This window comes from Streptomyces filipinensis (genome assembly GCF_014649495.1).
GTDB lineage: Bacteria > Actinomycetota > Actinomycetes > Streptomycetales > Streptomycetaceae > Streptomyces > Streptomyces filipinensis.
The window spans coordinates 23,127-38,341 of the sequence record NZ_BMTD01000015.1 but is presented as its reverse complement, the minus strand read 5'-3'; the positions used below and the strand labels follow the sequence as shown (position 1 = coordinate 38,341).

The window sequence follows — 15,215 nt, the reverse complement described above, 5'->3', positions numbered from 1 at the left end:
CCACGGCGCCCGGCCGCTGGGCGTGGGACATGGCTACGGTTCAGGCCCGGGATCGACTGCGGCGCATCACTCCACTGTCAGTGGACCGGTTTGAGATGGTCGGCGCCTGGGCGCCCGGAGCTCAGGCGGGTGGTGAGGAAGCGGGCGGCGCGCTCGAGTGCCGCGTCCGCCTCGTCGAGGCGGCCGTAGTGGTGCTGGAAGACATGGGGGAGGTCGGGGCCGACTTCGAGCGTGACCTCGACGCCGTCGGCGCCCGCGCGGCCGGCCAGCCGGACCGCGTCGTCGAGGAGCACCTCGTTCGCCCCGACCTGCACGAGGAGTGGGGGCAGCCCCGTGAGGTCGGCGAACACCGGACTGGCCAGGGGATGCGCTCTGTCGCCTGCGCCGACGTAGAGCTCGGCGTAGGCGCGCACGTCGGCCTCTGTGAAAATGGGGTCGGCGCTCTCCTTGGAACGGATGCTTCCTCCAGCGAGGGTGAGGTCGGCCCAGGGGGAGAAGACGACCACGGCGGCTGGTTGCGGCAGCCCGGCCTCCCGGGCGGCGAGGAGCGTGGCGATGCTCAATCCGCCACCGGCGGAGTCACCCGCCATGACCAGGGCCCGGGGGTCGGTGCCCGACGCCAGCAGCTCGCGGTAGGCCGCGAGCCCGTCGTCGACAGCCGCGGGGAAAGGGTGCTCGGGCGCCAGCCGGTAATCCACCGACGTCGCTCGCAGCCTGGTGCGGCGGGCCAGTTCACCGACCAGCCCGGCGTGGGTGTCCGGTGAGCCGATGACGTAGCCGCCGCCGTGCAGGTAGAGCAGTCGGCCGCGGCCGGAGGCTTCGGCCGGCTCCAGCTCCAGGGCCGGCCGCCCGCCCAGGACGGTCCTGCAGGTGACCACGCCCTCCGGCGCGGGGCGAGTGACAGCCGCGGCGAAACCGCTGCGCTGCTCCTCGGGAGTGGGCCGCCTCTCGCTACGAGGCGCGGAACGGAGTACGGCGTCCAGGGCGTCGCGCTGCTGTCGGGACATGCGGGGCCTCCATGGGTCGGGGTGCGAGGATGGATTCCTGGGAATCCACCTGCCTGACTAACCGGATTCCGAGGAAGATGATTCCTGGGAATGCACTGGAGCTAATGTGAGCCACATCACCCCGATCTTCATCGATCTGGTCCGCGTCGAGACCCGGCTCTACAACGCGGTCAGCGCCCGGTTGCGCGCCGAACAAGGGCTGGGGCTGGGACAGTTCGAGCTTTTGGAGATCATCGACCGCGTGCCCGGGTGCCGCGTGCTCGACATCGTCGGCGAACTGGCGATCACAGTGGGGGCCGTCAGCAAGGCGGTCGACCGGCTGGTGACCGCCGGCTGGTGCCTGCGGGTCGCGCACCCCCACGACCGCCGCTCGTCCGTCCTCCGCCTCACATCCGCTGGGGAGAAGCAGTTGTCCGCTTCCCGCCCCATTGTCGAAAGCGAGCTCATCTCACTGACTGCGGCGGTTCCCCCCGACGACCTGGCCCGCATCGCCTCAACCCTGGCCATCCTTCGCGCAACCCTCGAGGAGGGCTCCCACGGCCAGCCGGGATGAGGCGACAAGACCCGCGAACGGCATCCGACCCCACAGAGTGGAGCGACACTGCTTGGCCCCTCAAGGCCGACATCACCTGCGCTGGCGGTCCAAGGGCGACAGCGGACTCCTCGACCGTTCCAGCCGTCCCCGCAAGACACCGCTCGGGACCGCAGCCGCCACCGAGGCGCATGTATGCAGGCAGCAGCAGGACCGCAAGCTGGGCCCGGCACGTATCGGACCGACCCTGGGCCTGCCCGCCTCCACCGTGCACCGCACCCTCACCCGGCACGTCCGGAACCGTCTGACGAGCGTTCATCTGCTGAGGCAGCGCCGTGGCTCCTAGAAAATCTTGGCTGCGTGTCAAGAATCCGGCTTCCGAAGAACTGGCAGAGGGACGTACGGCCGCCGCTTCACGGTGAGGCGCCCAGGGCCGCAGACTGGAGGGGTTTCCATGCAAGGTACGAGCCTTGGCACCGTCGCGGTGTTCCCAGCGGTGGGGTGCGCGCCCGAGCTGAGCAGGGTGCTGCACAGCATCGCCTTCCGCATCCGTGCGGCGGGCAAAGCTGACCTCGCGCGCGCCCGGCGACAAACGGGCGGAAGGGCGGCCGACGGCGCAAGGCGGGGGCGGCATGGCTGAGCAACACAGGGCCCCACACGCCGAGGCGATGTCGGCTTTGGTTGCGGAGGGGTACGGGCAGCTGGTCGGGTACGCCAGCAGACGGCTGCGGGCTTTGGACGTCCCGTCGGCCTGGGCGGATGCCGAGGACGTGGTACAGAACGCCCTCGCAAGCGTGTTTGCCCACGGCCATTCGGTCGAGAAGCTGCGCCCGTACGTTTTCACAGTCATCAAGAACGAGGCCCGGTACGCCGCGCGACGCTACCGCAGCGGTCTCGGCTATGGGGCCAGGCACCCCGACGTGCAGCTGGAGGCTGCGGGTGCCGCGGCTGATCCGTGCAGCATGACCGTCCTGCGCCTGGACCTTGAGGCGGCACTGAGTGCACTGCCGCAGCAGCAGCGCACAGCGGTGCTGGCCACCAAGGCGTTAGGGCTCACCCAGGCGGAAACCGCTCAGGCGATGGGGAAGACGCCGGGGACGGTAGCCACCCATGTCTCCCGAGCGGTGGCCACGCTGAAGTCGGCTCTCGGTGCCCTGGTACTGGTGCTCTCGGGCCGCGCCGGGTATTTCGTGTACATGCTGCTGATCGGCCAGCGGTCCGTTGATCCTGCCGCTGGTGGCCTGGACAGTGCATTCAATGCCGTGTTCGGGCCGCGCCAGGCGTTGATGTGGATTCTGGGGGCCCTGGCCGCGGCGCTGGTCTTCTTGTGGCTCGGGACAGCGTCGCTGAAGTGGCTGCGGCGGCCGAACGACATCACTCGGAGACGCGCCTTCCGCGAGTGGCTACGGGACAGCGCCGTGTACCGGGAGTGGAAGCAGCGCCGCAACGCTGAGATCCGTGCCCAGCAGGACCAGCACGCGGCAACCGCGACCCTGCGCTGGTCCTCGGACAAGGGGTGGCTCGACCGTTCGGATGTGACTGCTGAGCCGCCCGCGGCCCCCTTTCTGAGTGCGAGCGCGGCACCAGGACTTCTCGAGCCGCGTGAAGACGACGTCCTGCCGCCAGAGCCCGTCGCAGAGGGCGCGATGCCCGAGGCGTAGCCGCCAAGCCGGACCATGACGGTCTCCGAGAAGCGCTGAACCGCCGCTGCCTCTTCTTCGGTAAGCCTGCGTCAAGCAGACCACCCTCTCTGTCAAGCCGAGGCTGTTCGACGGCCGCCTCTCCCCGAGCGGATCGACTTTGCGCGGCTCGGCTCAGTGGGTATGGACGGGGTGTGCTGGCCTATGACGAGACGAGCCCCGCTGCCGACCGCAGCTCGAAGGAGATCAGTGACCAGCTCCGCAAGCGCGTCTGCCGTGAGATGGGCCGATTCCTCGGTGCGAGGCCGACGGCCCCGGGAAGGGTGGCCACGGGGCGCCGTCCGGCGCTGAATCGTCGGTCCCGACTGCGCTGTCGTATCCGTTCCGGATATGGGCGCGCAGGGGGTGGTGCACTGTGTGCGGATCAGCGGGCGATCGAGATCGCGAAGGGCGCGAATCCGCTGGACCGAATCACGTGCGGTACGAACAGTATCGCGGCCTCCGTGGCGCGGGCGGTCTGGATCCCGCCGAGATCAGTGATCCATTCCTTGTGCCAGCCGAGGTCGGTGAGCAGTTCACGGACGGTCTGCTTGGCCTGCGGGTCTTCGCCGGAGAGGAAGGCGGTCGGTGGCTGGGGGAGCGTGGCCGGTGCGGTCATCACCGGGAACAGCATGGTGTTGAGTGTCTTGACGACGTGCGTTTCGGGGAGTGCTTCCTGGAGTTGCTCGGCGAGGCTTGAGCCGGGGTAGATCAGGTCGGCGGGCAGTCCGTCCGGTCCGTCGACGGTGGCGTTGGAGACGTCGACGAGGATCTTGTCGCGCAGTTCCTCGCGCAGAGCTGCGAGCCGGTCCAGCGAACCGGCGCCCGGGGTGGCGTTGATGACGATGCGGGCTGTGCGGGCGGCGTCGGCGGCGGCGCCCGGCGTGCGGTCCGCGACGGTCACCTCATGCCCTGCCCGGGTGAGGGCGGTGGCCAGGTTGCCGCCGACGCGGCCGTTTCCGAGAACGGCGATCGCGGTCATGATGATGTGGTCCTTCCGTGGGTGCGGGTTGTGGTGCGCGGTCAGCGGGAGAGGGTGGCGACGGCCTCGGCGTGGATACCGGGCGCGGCGGCCAGGAAGCTTTCGCTCTGTGGGGTCCAGGGGCGGCCCTCGGCGTCGGAGATCTGTCCGCCGGCCTCGGTGACGAGTAGCGCCCCGGGGAGCAGGTCCGCCCGGGCGCCGGCGAACTGCCAGAAGGCGTCGATCCGGCCGGCGGCCACGTTCAGCAGGTGCAGGGTCGCGGGCACGGCGGTGCGGACGACGAGCGCGTCGAAGAGCATCGCGGTGATCGAGGAGCCGACGCGTCGCACGACCTTCTCGTCCTCGTCCGGCCGGGCCTGGCTGGTGGCCACGATGCTCAGGCCGAGGTCCGCGGTCGGGGAGACGCGCAGCGGTCGGCCGTCGAGGTAGGCGCCCGCGCCGGTGAGCGCGGTGTAGGTCTCGCCGGTCAACGGCAGGTGGACCGCGGTGAGCACGGGCTGGTTGTCGCGCACGAGGGTGGCGGTCACCGCCCACTCCGGCAGGGCGTGCAGGTGGTTGACGTTGCCTTCGGCCGGATCCACGACCCACCATTCGCCGGGCGGCAGGGCCCCGCCGTCCAGTTCGTCCTCCACCCAGCCGGCGTCCGGGCGCAGGCGCGTGAGGCGGGGACGCAGGATGTCGAGGGCCAACTCGTCGTTGGCGGCGAGCGCGCGCATCAGCTCTTCGCGGGTCTGGTAGCGGACCACCTCGCCGAAGCGCTCGCGCAGCGCCGAACCCGCCTCACGCACGGCGATCGCGGTCTGGGCGAGCACGTCGGCGTCGGAGTCGGCGACGTCAGTGGTCTGAAGCGTTTCGGACATGGTGGTACTCCCGTCCAAGAGGGGGATGACGAGGTCGGTCGGACCGAACTGTGCGGTCCGTCCTGCGCCTTCGTCTCAACGGTATGCAGCCCTTTCATTAACTTCAAATGCATGTCAAGCACGGCTAGGATTACTCACATGCAATTGGATTTGAACCTGCTCGCCGCGCTCGACGCGCTGCTGGAGGAGGGAAGTGTGGCCGGGGCGGCGGCGCGCCTGCACGTCACCGCCCCCGCGATGAGCCGGAGTCTTGGCCGGATCCGGCGTACGACCGGGGATCAGATCCTGGTGCGCACCGGCCGCACGATGACCCCGACGCCGTACGCGATCGCCGTCCGGGAACAGGTGCACGAATTGCTGCACCAGGTCCAAGGGGTGCTGGCACCGAGCCGTGAACTCGATCTGGCAACGTTGGAGCGCACTTTCACACTCCGCTGGCACGATTCCCTGGTCGCCTTGGGCGGCCCCGCGTTGCTCGCGGCCGTGCGCGGACAGGCGCCGGGCGTGCAATTGCGCTTCGTCGCGGAATCGAGCATCGACACCCCCGGGTTGCGGCGCGGCGAGGTCGACCTGGAGGCGAACGCCAACCGGTCGAGCGCACCGGACATTCGTGCCGAGAAGGTGGGCGAGACCCGCCTCGTCATCGTGGTGAGGCAGGGGCACCCCCTCACCCGTGTCAGGACCGTCACCGCAAAGCGGTACGCCGCCGCTGAGCACGTGACCGTCTCGCGACGGGGAAACCTCAGCAATGCCCTCGACGACGCCCTCGCGCGGCTCGGCCTCACCCGCCGCGTGGTGGCGACCGCGCCCACGGAAGCGGCCGCGCTGGAGTTCGCGCGCGGCTCCGATCTCCTGATCAGCGTCCCCGAAGCCACCACGCGGTCCGCGGTCGCCGACCTCGGCCTGGTCGTGCTCCCCCTCCCGCTCGAACTGCCTTCGGCACCGATATACCTGTCGTGGCATCAGCGCTACGACACCGACCGCGCCCACGCCTGGCTGCGCGGGCTGGCACGAACCGCGCTCGCCATGTGAGGAGCGTCGTAGGCGGCGCCGTCCGGCCGCTTCACCCATCCGTCCGCGCGACCACCTTGATGCTGCACGGCCGGCCGCCGTGCCGACCCGCATCAGATCACCAGCCCCGGCGGTAGAACCTGTGCAGGGCTTCGGCTGCCTCGTGCCAGCGGCGTCGAGTCAAGCAGCCAGGACCTCCCGAAAGTCGCGCACGGCGCGTTCGTGGTGGTGCTGGGCGGGGACCACTTCGTACAGGTCCTGGGCTCGGGGGCGGACCAGGCCTGCGGTCGGCCGGTGCACGGTGGCGTGGCGGGCCTGTTCGGCGAGGTGGGCCGCTGTCTTCGGGGCGCCGTAGTGGAGCGGGACCATCGCCCCGCATGCGTCGACCAAGCCGGCAGCAGGGGGGAGCAGCCCCGCATGCGCGGGGAGCACGCCATCGTGCTGATCGCGACGAAGACGCAGTGGGAACCATCCCCGCTAGCAGGGAGCACCGCGCGGCGGCCGTCGTCGAGCTGGTGCGCTGGGGGCCATTCCCGCACCCGCGGGGAGAGCGACCCGCCAGTAGCTGACTGGGCAGGTTTTCACGTTTCCAGGCGGCGGGTCTGGTTGATGGGTGTGCTGCCGGTCCGGCGCCAGGGTTTCTCGTACCTGCCGCCACACGTCCTGCACTGGGCTCGGAAGAGCGCGGCGGCCGGCCCCATCTGCTCGCTCGGCTCGGCCGGGTACTCCGCGTTCTGCATCTTCGCGACGAGCCGCGGAGTGGCACAGGTGCAGGAGCCGACTCCCCAGGCGCGGGCGGCCCCGGCCACGGATGTCTCGACGAATTCGGTGCGGTAGCCGTCGATCGGCCGATGCTTCTTCTTGATGTTCGACGCGTTCTCGAACCGGCGCTGGTCGGCCTTGCTGGGGAAGATCAGCAGGAGCCCGCTCAGCAGCAGGAACGCCTCCCCGCGTACACGCCCGGGGTCAGGGTCGAAGACTGCGGCCGGAACGCCGTGCTCGTCAACGAGGGGGACACCGCCGGCATACCGGGGATCGCCGGTGCTGAACCCCACACTCGCGATGACGCCGTGTTCGGCGGCGAGCTTATCCAGGGCCTGGTCGACGCCGAGGCGGAAGACGCGGGCCACCTGCCAGAGCCTGCCGGGCGGTTGAGTGCGGGCGGCCTGTTCAGCGGCGGTGGCCTCAGCCAGGGCTTTGGCCTGGGTGACCTTGTTCCTGGCACGGATCTTCTCGCGCTTCCTGTCCTTCTCCCGTTGTAGCGCGGCCAGACGGGCTTCCCGGACGCGCCGCTGCCGCTCCTCTTCCTCCAGGTGCGCGGTCTCGGCCGTTATGTACTGCGGCGCCGTCCACACCGTGGGGAGCGACCGGTGCGGGTACCGCAGGGGCGTGCGCGGGGTGTGCGTGACGATCCGGCGGGCGAACACCCAGGTGAGGAACTGGGCGAGGGAGACCGGGACGGCTCTCCAGTCGCCTCCGACGAACTTCACCAGGCCCTCGGCGACGGTCAGGTGCTGGGCGCCCTCGTGCCGTTCCAGACGTACAGAGGGGACGGTGCCGAGCCAGGGTGGGCGGGGCCGGTCGCTGAACCAGATCGAGGTGACGCCGTCGGCGCGCATCTTCTCGGTGCGGGCGGCGATGTCGGCGTCGGTGATCGGGGCGAGCTGTGCTTCGAGCGCCGTTGCCCAGGTACCGGCGGGGTCGGTGGCCAGCACGTCCGCCCGCCAGGTGCCGTCGGGGCCGCGGGCTTCGAGTTCGGCGTGGGCGCCAGCGTCCCGCGCGGCGTTCGCCAGCTCCAGCTTCAACAGGTGGTGGGCGACCGACTCCAAGGCGAGCGCGCAGGTGGGCCCGCCAGGGGCGTGGGCGAAGAACCGTAAGCCGGTGCGGGAGGTCTTCGCATACATCGCGTGGCCGCACTCGTCGCAGGCCAGCGGCGCGGGCGGCCGGGTCTTCCACACCGCCTCCCAGCTTCGCTCGCAGCCGAGGTCGGGCAGGTGGGCGAAGACGGTTCCCCACTCGGCGTGTACGGCCCTGAACACCACACTGGCTCCCTGCTGATCGGCGAGGAGGCCAGTGTGGCGCGAGGCACTGACATTGCATCAGGCCGCGGCGGGCTCCGGCTCTGGCGCTGGGTCCTGCGGGGCGGGGGTGGCAGCACGGACGTAATCTGCCGGGTGGGGCTCCCGCGAAGGGACCATCCCCGCACGCGCGGGGAGCACGCCGCGTCCGCTGGACGACCGGCTGTGCCTGCAGGGCTCCTGTTCGTGCCGTACACCGGCATGACCTGGTAGCAGCTGGAGCTGGGCTTCGGCTCCGGCCAGACTTGCTGGCGGTGGCTCGGCCGCTGGCAGGAGGCCGGGGCCGCGCCCGTCGCCCCGGGGACGGCGAGGGGCGCGGCCCGGGTGGGGCGGCTCACGGCTTCGTGAGGAAGAAGCCGAAAGACGTCGGTCAACGGCCGCCTGTGGCCGCCCGGTCGGCGGTCAGGCGGAGGACGTCCACCGCTGCTCGGCGCCGCCGTAACAGGACCACTGGATGATCCCGGCCCTGCCCGCCGTGCTCCCGGCGCCGACCGACAGGCAATGCCGGCTGTTGGAGTTCCAGAGGTCCACGATCTCCCCGTCCTTGAGCGACTTCATGCGTGTTCCCTCCGTGTCGAGACGTGCTGTTCACCGGGCACCGGCGCCGACGGCGTCGGAGGCGTCACGCGGTCCGGATGTCCCACCACTGCTGGGACTGGAGGTTCCTTCCCCACAGCTGGGCCTGGGCGCCGTTGCCGGGGACGTTGGTGTCGCGGTCCAGCACGGTGTTGTTGCCGTTGTTGAAGCGGACGTTGTAGATGGCCAGGTCCCCGGAGGGGTGGTACCACTGCTGCTGGGTGGTGCCGTTGCACCCCCACACCTGGACCTTGGTGCCGTTGCCGCCGGCGGTGGCGTCGGCGTCCAGGCACTGGCCCGGGGTCGTCCGGTACAGGCTTAGATCCGGACGTAGATGCCCGCGGTGAGTGAGCCCGCCCGGGCGCCGGGCGCCTGGCCCTGCTCCCAGGCCACGTGGTGGGCGGCGGGCTCGGCGGCCTGGGCGGATGCCGCGTCTGAGGCACCGACGGTGAGGGCTGCCACGGCGGTCGCGACGGCGGCCAGCTTCTTGTGAGGATCCTCCACCGGGCCGGGCTCGGCACCCGTGCCCGACGGTCCCGGCACGTGCTCTACCAGCGGCTCGGGGGAGCGGTGTAGGCGTACCAGCCGCGCCCCTCGCCCGGGAGGGGCCGGGGGGCGAGCCGCACCCGGGCGAGGAAGGGGGTACCTCCAGGGACGGCTGGTCCAGTCGACGGGGGTCATGGCCCCGTCGGAGTCCTGGATGATCCCGGAGATCGGCTGGATCGCCGAGACTCGGGAAACCGTCCACCGTCTCGTCCAGTCGTCGCCCAGATCCGGGCCGGACCTGCCCGCGTCGACGTCCGTCGGTTCGAAAGGCCCTCCCAGCTGCACTGATGCGGCCAGACGCATCCGGCGTCAGCGGCTTCGACCGCCCCTGTTCGCCAGCTCAGCCGGTCCCGCTGGTGACAACTCCTGAGCTTCGGCTCAGACCGGCTGGGGCAACGCAGCGCTCGACACGCAGGACGCTGGTCGCGTGCACGAAGACGTCGTCTGTCGCTGCGAGACCGTCCGCGCCGCGACGCACCTCGCCCGCCCTCGGCATCATCGTCTGCCCTGACCCATCCGCCCATGCGTCGACCGGTGCCCGCCCGGGACGGAAAGACGGCCACGGCCGCCTCCGCCGCCCTGTACAGGTGGCGCCAGGGCCCGCCAGGAGGTGCCGATGAGCGCGCAGCCCGACCACGCATCCGTCACCCCCTACGCGCCCACCCCGGGAGAGTCGGCCGAACTGCGCGCACAACTGCGGGCCGGCGACCGTGCGGACCGTTGGGTGCCGGCCTACGAACACGAGTGGGCCTGCGCCCTCGAGGAGTCCCGCCGCACCTCCTCCCTCGCCTCGCTGTACGAGGTCGTACAGGTCTGGCAGGCCCGCCTCGCCTCCGCCCCGGCGGTGGACGCGTTCCTCGCCTCCGGCCGGGACGAGACCGGTTTCGTGGACCTGGAGGAGATCCGGAGCAGGCGCCGGTGAGCGGACAGCCGTACGCGGTGCGGCTCTCCCTGCCGGCCGCGAAGGCGCTCGACGTCCTGCCCGAACACGCGGAACAGATGGCCTGGGACGTCCTGGACGCCGCGGCCGCGAACCCCTGGGGCTTCCCGCAACACTGCTGGATCGCCTTGCTGCGCGCAGCGGGTGCGGGGGCGTGACGATCTCGACTTCCTCGCCCCCGCGCCCATCGTGTTGTCGGCCGCTCGCGGCAGTGTCAGTTCAGGTAGTCGGCGACGAGCGCGGCGAACTCGTCAGGGGTGGCGAGGCGGATGCCGAGGTCTTCGGCTTTGGTGCGCTTGGACCCGGCGTTGTCGCCGGCGACCACCAGGGTGGTCTTCTTGGACACGCTGGAGGAGGAGCGGCCGCCGGCTTGTTCGATGAGTTCGTTCATCTGGTTACGGCTGAGCTTCTCCAGGGGGCCGGTCATCGCGCCAGTGACGACCACGGTCATCCCGTCCAGCGGTCCAGCCGCATGCTCAGCGTCCTCGTCGTAGTCGCCGGCGTTACCGTCGGACGACGTAGGTGGGGTGGCGCCGGGTTCCGTCATGTTCACCCCCGCGGCGGTGAGTTTGTCGATCAGCGGGGCAAGTTCGGCGAGCTCGGAGACGATCGAGGGGGCCTTCTCGGTGCCGATGCCCTCGACCTGCTGCATCGATTCCGCGTCCGCAGCGCGGATGTGGTCCATGGTGGCGAAGTGCCGGGCGATACGGCGGGACATGGAGCGGCCGGTGCCGCGGACCCCGAGCGCGCACAGCACCCGCGACAGCGGCTGGCCCTTGGCCGCGGCGATGGCGGCGAGGAGGTTGTCGGTGCTGGTTGCACCCATCCGCTCCAGGCCCAGGAGCTGCTCGCGGGTGAGGGCGAACAGGTCGGCGAGATCGGCGACGAGTCCGGCGTCGACGAGCTGGACGACGCGGGTGTGGCCGAGGCCCTCGATGTCGAGCTGGTCGCGGCCGGCCGCGTAGGACAGGGCGGCCACCAGGTGGCAGTTGCGTCCGTTCTCACAGCGCCAGCGCTGCTCGCTGGTGTCGATGCCGGCCCCGCAGCGCGGACATGCCCCGGGGAAGGCGATGGGCTGTTCGTCGCCGGTGCGCAGGTGGGCGACGGGGGCTTCGATGCGGGGAATGACGTCGCCGGCCCGGTGGACCATGACGTGGTCGCCCAGGCGCAGGTCTCGGCGGGTGATGTCGGCCGGGTTGTGGAGGGTGGCATACGTGATGGTGGCGCCGTCGATCTCGACCGGTTCCAGGACGGCACGCGGGGCGATGATGCCGGTGCGGCCGACGTTCCACTCCACCTCGAGCAGCCGGGTGATCTTCTCGACGGCCGGCAGCTTGTAGGCGATCGCCCAGCGCGGAGCGCGCGAGCCGGATCCTGCCGTCTGCTGGTCGGCGGCCAGATCAGCCTTGATGACGATCCCGTCGATCCCGAAGGGCAGCTCGGCCCGCAGGGCGGCGATCTCCTGCACACGGGCCAGCACCTGCTCGACGGTGTCGGCGGTGATGCCGGGTACCGCGGTGGTGGCGGTGGTGTTCACCCCGTATGCGGCGGTCAGGACCATGAGGTCGCTGTGCGCGAGTTCGCCCAGCCGCGCGGCGAGCGACGTCTCGGTGCTGGGCCGGGGCAGTAGGCCGTAGCCGAAGAACGTCATCGGCACGGTGTAGGCGCGCTCCTTGGCGCGCAGGGTGCCCGCCGCGGCGCCGCGCGGGTTGGCGAACGGCTGTCCGCCGTGCGCGGTGCGCACCTCGTTGGCGTGCTCGAACTGAGCGGTCGTCATCAGGACTTCGCCGCGGATTTCCACGGTGACCGGCTCGGCGAGTGTCTCCGGCAGGCCCTCGATGGTGCCGATCGCGTGCGAGACGTCCTCCCCGGCCGTCCCGTCCCCCCGTGTGATCAGCTGTCTCAGACGACCGCCGGCGTAACGGGCGGCGACCGCGAGCCCGTCGAGCTTCGGCTCGACACTGAACCGCTCGACGTCGTGGCCGATGCGCCGGGCCAGGGATGCGGTCCAGGCGGTGAACTCCTCCGGCGAGAACACGTTGTCCAGACTCAGCATCGCCACCGTGTGCGGGACGTCACCTTCCACGGCGCCGCCGGCGACCTTCCCCGTCGGGGAGTCGGGCAGCACCTGGTCAGGATGTTCGGCCTCCCACGCGGCGATGCCTCGCACGAGCCGGTCGTAGGCGTCATCGTCCAAGGCTGACGTCCCACCCGCGTAGTAGGCGGCCGACGCCTTCACCGCGTCCTCGACCGCCTGCGCGTAAGCGGCGGCATCCATGATCACAGCAGCAGGTGTTGTCATGTCCGTCATCCTGCCTGCCACCACTGACATCGCCCGATGCAGCGGAACGGAAGAACGACCGCGAAGAAGACGGGGGCGGAGGCCGCGCAGCCCCTAGCCGCACGCCACCGGTGGCGCCCCGCCGCACGTGCAGGAGACCAGCCACGAATACCGGGCGCAACTGCGCGCCCAGGACTGGGACCGCCTGGCGATGGTCGGCGCCGACGGCGCCCCTCGACGGAGCTCACCCGCCAATTCCTTCCCGACAGGGACCAAGCCCCGCTACCGGGGAGGGCATGGCCAGGGAACTTCGCGTAGAGCTCGATGACGAGCAGTGGGCGCGGCTGGAGCGCGAGGCGCACGAGCGGCACGAGGACCCGGCGGTGTACGCCGGACGCGTCCTGGCCCAGGAGCTCGACAGGCACGGTTCCTCGAGGGCAGCGCCCTCTTCCTCGCCACGCCCGGAGTGCGCGAGGAATTCGCCAGCCGATTCGGCCCGCAGCCCGGTACCGCCGCGTGCGCGGCGTAAGGCGGGCAGCGACGCAGCGGACCTCAGTAGATCTTCCATGGCTCATGGAGATCGCCCGCACACAGCTGGGCGACCCGGACGTCACGCACTGGGGAGCGCTGGAAGCAGCCCGTGCACGGCACGCCTTCCGCGTCCTGGATGGACCCGTGCACCCGCGGCCGCATCACCGGGCCGCCGCTCTCTTCCACTCGCTGGTCCGCGGCCCGGCGCTGGAGCACAGCAACGAGCTCTTCGGCGCGACCGAATCGAGTTGCCGGGTCCTCCGATCCGGTCGACCTCGGGCAGCGGCACATCAGGCAGAGCCAGGTCGGACGATGATCGGGTGCTGGCCGTGAACGTCTGCAGCTCCTTGCCCTGGAAGGCATCCAGAGCGGCCGGGTCGCCGGCACGCACCGGCCCGGAGGTGTCGGAGCCACCTGCGCGAGGCCGTGTCACTGGTATCTCGTAGGCTCCCGGCCATGAGCGACGGGGAATCCGGCAGACGGGTCATAGACGGGCGCTTCGAGCTGGAGGCGCGGCTCGGTGGCGGCGGCATGGGCGTGGTATGGCGAGCGCGCGATCTGGTCCTGGACCGGGCCGTGGCGCTCAAGGAGGTACGGCCGCCCGATCCGGGTCTGGCCGAATACGACCCGCAGGGCGCGGCGATGCTCAGAGCCCGGGTACTGCGCGAGGCACGGGCACTCGCCCGTGTCGACCACCCGAATGTGGTGACCATCCACCACGTGGTGGACGGCGGGGAGCACACCTACCCGTGGCTCGTCATGGAGTTGGTGACTGGCGGATCGCTCCAGGACCGGCTCGGGAAGGGGCCGATGCCGCCTGTCGAGGCCGCCCGGCTCGGCCGCGAGGTGCTGGCCGCGCTGCGCGCCGCGCACGAGGTGGGCATCCAGCACCGGGACGTGAAACCCGCGAACGTTCTGATGAGGCTCGACGGACGTCCCGTCCTCACCGACTTCGGTATCGCGGCCATCAGGGAGTCGACCGCCCTGACCGCGACCGGGTCCGTCATCGGCACGCCCGATTACATGGCGCCCGAGCGTATCTCCGGCGGCGAGGGCGGGCCGGGCTCCGACCTGTGGTCGCTGGCGATGATGCTGTATGTCGCAGTCGAGGGGCATCATCCGCTGCGCAGGGGAACCACGCTCGCGACGCTGGCGGCCCTTCTGAGCGAGGAGCTTCCGCCGCCCCTCCAGGCCGGAGTGCTGACTGGCTTCCTGAACGCAGTGCTCGTCAAGGACCCGGCTGGCCGGGCTGACGCGGAGACCGCTGACCGGATGCTCGCGGAAGCGGCCGAAGGCAGGGATACGGCTCCGAGTGCTCCGCACGGGGCGGGCGGGGCCACCTCGTACCGGCTGGCACCTCCGCCGGGGCCGACACCCACATCCTCCGCACCGGCCGGGTTCGGACCGCAGACGGGCTTCGGACCGTCATCGCCGCACGACGCCGTGCCCGGCCTCATGGGGCCGTCGGCCCCCTACCCGGTGGGCCCCACGCGGCCGACGCCGCCGCGGCCGGCCAATCGTACGAAGAGCCGGATCGCGATCGCCTCGTCCGTCGTGGGGACCGTGGTGGCAGGAGTACTGGTGTGGACTCTGCTACCGCAGGAAGGCGACAAGGACGGGGGATGGACCGCCAATTCACCCGGCTCGTCCTCGACCAGAACGACGGACCCCACTCCCACACCGCCGAGAGCGTCCCGTTCGGCGTCGGCGCCGCAGGCCGATGCGAAGACCGACCTGCTCACCCCGGACGGCATCCGGACGGCGGTGAAGGAGATCAAGGCCGCGACCGGCACGGACCGGGCGTGCGACTTCACCGTCTATCCGGACTACGTGTCCGCGGAAATCATGGTCAAGGGCAGCGACACCAAGTACGACAGCTACACCTACCGATCGGGCCAGGGCGTCGAGAAGGGCATCATCAGCAGCTCCCTCATCGGCGGCGAACACCCGTTCAGCCTGGACAACTTCGACTGGGACGTCCTTCCCGCCCTGCTGAAACGGGCGGAAAAGGAACTGAACGTGAAGCGGCCGACCATGCGCTACGTCCTGGTCCGCCCAGCCGACAGCACGTTCAGCACTCCGCTGGGGCTGGCCGTCTATCTCGCCGACGACCACGTCACCGGCTACCTGAACGCCGACCTGAAGGGCAAGGTAACCCGGGTGATGCCGGCCCAGGACTGACCAACGCCGCC

The 15,215-nt window shown here is 70.7% G+C and carries 15 protein-coding genes and 2 pseudogenes; 8 read left to right on the top strand and 9 right to left on the bottom strand.

Features of this window, described 5'->3' with window-relative positions; genetic code table 11:
• Positions 1-77: 77 nt before the first annotated feature.
• On the bottom strand, positions 78-1,007 hold the full coding sequence (locus tag IE244_RS28930; protein WP_191876507.1) for an alpha/beta hydrolase: 930 nt from the start codon (positions 1,005-1,007) through the stop codon (positions 78-80).
• A 106-nt stretch (positions 1,008-1,113) separates the two neighbouring features.
• On the opposite strand from IE244_RS28930, the gene IE244_RS28925 reads away from it, so the two are divergent.
• The 3 genes and pseudogenes from IE244_RS28925 to IE244_RS28915 all read left to right on the top strand — a co-directional run bounded on the left by IE244_RS28925 (position 1,114) and on the right by IE244_RS28915 (position 3,200).
• Positions 1,114-1,560 carry a MarR family winged helix-turn-helix transcriptional regulator gene (locus IE244_RS28925; RefSeq protein WP_191876506.1) on the top strand — a complete coding sequence of 149 codons (447 nt, stop codon included), beginning with the start codon at positions 1,114-1,116 and terminating at the stop codon, positions 1,558-1,560.
• Between the two features lie 79 nt (positions 1,561-1,639).
• A pseudogene (locus tag IE244_RS28920) lies at positions 1,640-1,846 on the top strand (leucine zipper domain-containing protein); the annotation flags it as partial.
• Positions 1,847-2,171: 325 nt separating this feature from the next.
• Entirely contained in the window at positions 2,172-3,200 is a 1,029-nt protein-coding gene (locus tag IE244_RS28915; protein WP_229854384.1) for an RNA polymerase sigma factor, read from the top strand.
• 403 nt (positions 3,201-3,603) lie between these two features.
• Here IE244_RS28915 and IE244_RS28910 read toward each other — a convergent pair whose 3' ends face one another.
• On the bottom strand, positions 3,604-4,200 hold the full coding sequence (locus IE244_RS28910) for an NADPH-dependent F420 reductase (protein ID WP_191876505.1): 597 nt from the start codon (positions 4,198-4,200) through the stop codon (positions 3,604-3,606).
• 41 nt (positions 4,201-4,241) lie between these two features.
• A complete protein-coding gene (locus IE244_RS28905) occupies positions 4,242-5,060 on the bottom strand; it encodes an inositol monophosphatase family protein (RefSeq protein WP_191876504.1) in 819 nt (272 codons plus the stop codon).
• A 138-nt stretch (positions 5,061-5,198) separates the two neighbouring features.
• On the opposite strand from IE244_RS28905, the gene IE244_RS28900 reads away from it, so the two are divergent.
• Positions 5,199-6,092, top strand: coding sequence for a LysR family transcriptional regulator (locus tag IE244_RS28900; RefSeq protein ID WP_191876653.1), 894 nt, complete (start codon positions 5,199-5,201; stop codon positions 6,090-6,092).
• 159 nt (positions 6,093-6,251) lie between these two features.
• Here the strand turns inward: IE244_RS28900 and IE244_RS28895 are convergent, their stop codons facing one another.
• Positions 6,252-6,461 (bottom strand): hypothetical protein, encoded by a 210-nt coding sequence (locus IE244_RS28895; protein ID WP_191876503.1) that lies wholly within the window; start codon positions 6,459-6,461, stop codon positions 6,252-6,254.
• Between the two features lie 191 nt (positions 6,462-6,652).
• Positions 6,653-8,110, bottom strand: a complete 1,458-nt coding sequence (locus IE244_RS28890) for a competence protein CoiA family protein (protein WP_229854383.1) — start codon at positions 8,108-8,110, stop codon at positions 6,653-6,655.
• A gap of 190 nt (positions 8,111-8,300) precedes the next feature.
• Between IE244_RS28890 and IE244_RS28885 the strand changes: the two are divergent.
• Positions 8,301-8,431, top strand: a pseudogene (locus IE244_RS28885) (transposase); the annotation flags it as partial.
• Between the two features lie 120 nt (positions 8,432-8,551).
• Here the strand turns inward: IE244_RS28885 and IE244_RS28880 are convergent.
• The 3 genes from IE244_RS28880 to IE244_RS42260 all read right to left on the bottom strand — a co-directional run bounded on the left by IE244_RS28880 (position 8,552) and on the right by IE244_RS42260 (position 9,268).
• The gene (locus tag IE244_RS28880; RefSeq protein WP_191876502.1) at positions 8,552-8,707 is read right to left on the bottom strand and encodes an RICIN domain-containing protein; all 156 of its coding nucleotides are present in this window, start codon (positions 8,705-8,707) and stop codon (positions 8,552-8,554) included.
• A gap of 64 nt (positions 8,708-8,771) precedes the next feature.
• Complete coding sequence (locus tag IE244_RS42265) at positions 8,772-9,014, bottom strand: RICIN domain-containing protein (RefSeq protein WP_229854407.1); 243 nt, start codon at positions 9,012-9,014, stop codon at positions 8,772-8,774.
• Between the two features lie 29 nt (positions 9,015-9,043).
• Positions 9,044-9,268, bottom strand: coding sequence for a hypothetical protein (locus IE244_RS42260; protein ID WP_229854411.1), 225 nt, complete (start codon positions 9,266-9,268; stop codon positions 9,044-9,046).
• Positions 9,269-9,887: 619 nt separating this feature from the next.
• Between IE244_RS42260 and IE244_RS28870 the strand changes: the two genes are divergently transcribed.
• On the top strand, positions 9,888-10,193 hold the full coding sequence (locus IE244_RS28870) for a DUF6247 family protein (RefSeq protein ID WP_191876500.1): 306 nt from the start codon (positions 9,888-9,890) through the stop codon (positions 10,191-10,193).
• Positions 10,190-10,369, top strand: a complete 180-nt coding sequence (locus IE244_RS28865; RefSeq protein ID WP_191876499.1) for a hypothetical protein — start codon at positions 10,190-10,192, stop codon at positions 10,367-10,369. Before IE244_RS28870 ends, IE244_RS28865 begins: the two co-directional genes overlap by 4 nt.
• Positions 10,370-10,425: 56 nt before the next feature.
• On the opposite strand, the gene ligA is transcribed toward IE244_RS28865, so the two are convergent.
• A complete protein-coding gene (ligA, locus tag IE244_RS28860) occupies positions 10,426-12,513 on the bottom strand; it encodes an NAD-dependent DNA ligase LigA (protein ID WP_191876498.1) in 2,088 nt (695 codons plus the stop codon).
• A gap of 966 nt (positions 12,514-13,479) precedes the next feature.
• On the opposite strand from ligA, the gene IE244_RS28855 reads away from it, so the two are divergent.
• Entirely contained in the window at positions 13,480-15,204 is a 1,725-nt protein-coding gene (locus tag IE244_RS28855; RefSeq protein ID WP_191876497.1) for a serine/threonine-protein kinase, read from the top strand.
• Positions 15,205-15,215: the final 11 nt, after the last annotated feature.

Coding starts and splice junctions, on each gene's coding strand:
- IE244_RS28915 (WP_229854384.1), top strand. CDS start 2,172: ATGGCTGAGCAACACAGGGCCCCACACGCCGAGGCGATGTCGGCTTTG.
- IE244_RS28870 (WP_191876500.1), top strand. CDS start 9,888: ATGAGCGCGCAGCCCGACCACGCATCCGTCACCCCCTACGCGCCCACC.
- ligA (WP_191876498.1), bottom strand. CDS start 12,513: ATGACAACACCTGCTGCTGTGATCATGGATGCCGCCGCTTACGCGCAG.
- IE244_RS28930 (WP_191876507.1), bottom strand. CDS start 1,007: ATGTCCCGACAGCAGCGCGACGCCCTGGACGCCGTACTCCGTTCCGCG.
- IE244_RS28900 (WP_191876653.1), top strand. CDS start 5,199: ATGCAATTGGATTTGAACCTGCTCGCCGCGCTCGACGCGCTGCTGGAG.
- IE244_RS28905 (WP_191876504.1), bottom strand. CDS start 5,060: ATGTCCGAAACGCTTCAGACCACTGACGTCGCCGACTCCGACGCCGAC.
- IE244_RS28910 (WP_191876505.1), bottom strand. CDS start 4,200: ATGACCGCGATCGCCGTTCTCGGAAACGGCCGCGTCGGCGGCAACCTG.
- IE244_RS28855 (WP_191876497.1), top strand. CDS start 13,480: ATGAGCGACGGGGAATCCGGCAGACGGGTCATAGACGGGCGCTTCGAG.
- IE244_RS28880 (WP_191876502.1), bottom strand. CDS start 8,707: ATGAAGTCGCTCAAGGACGGGGAGATCGTGGACCTCTGGAACTCCAAC.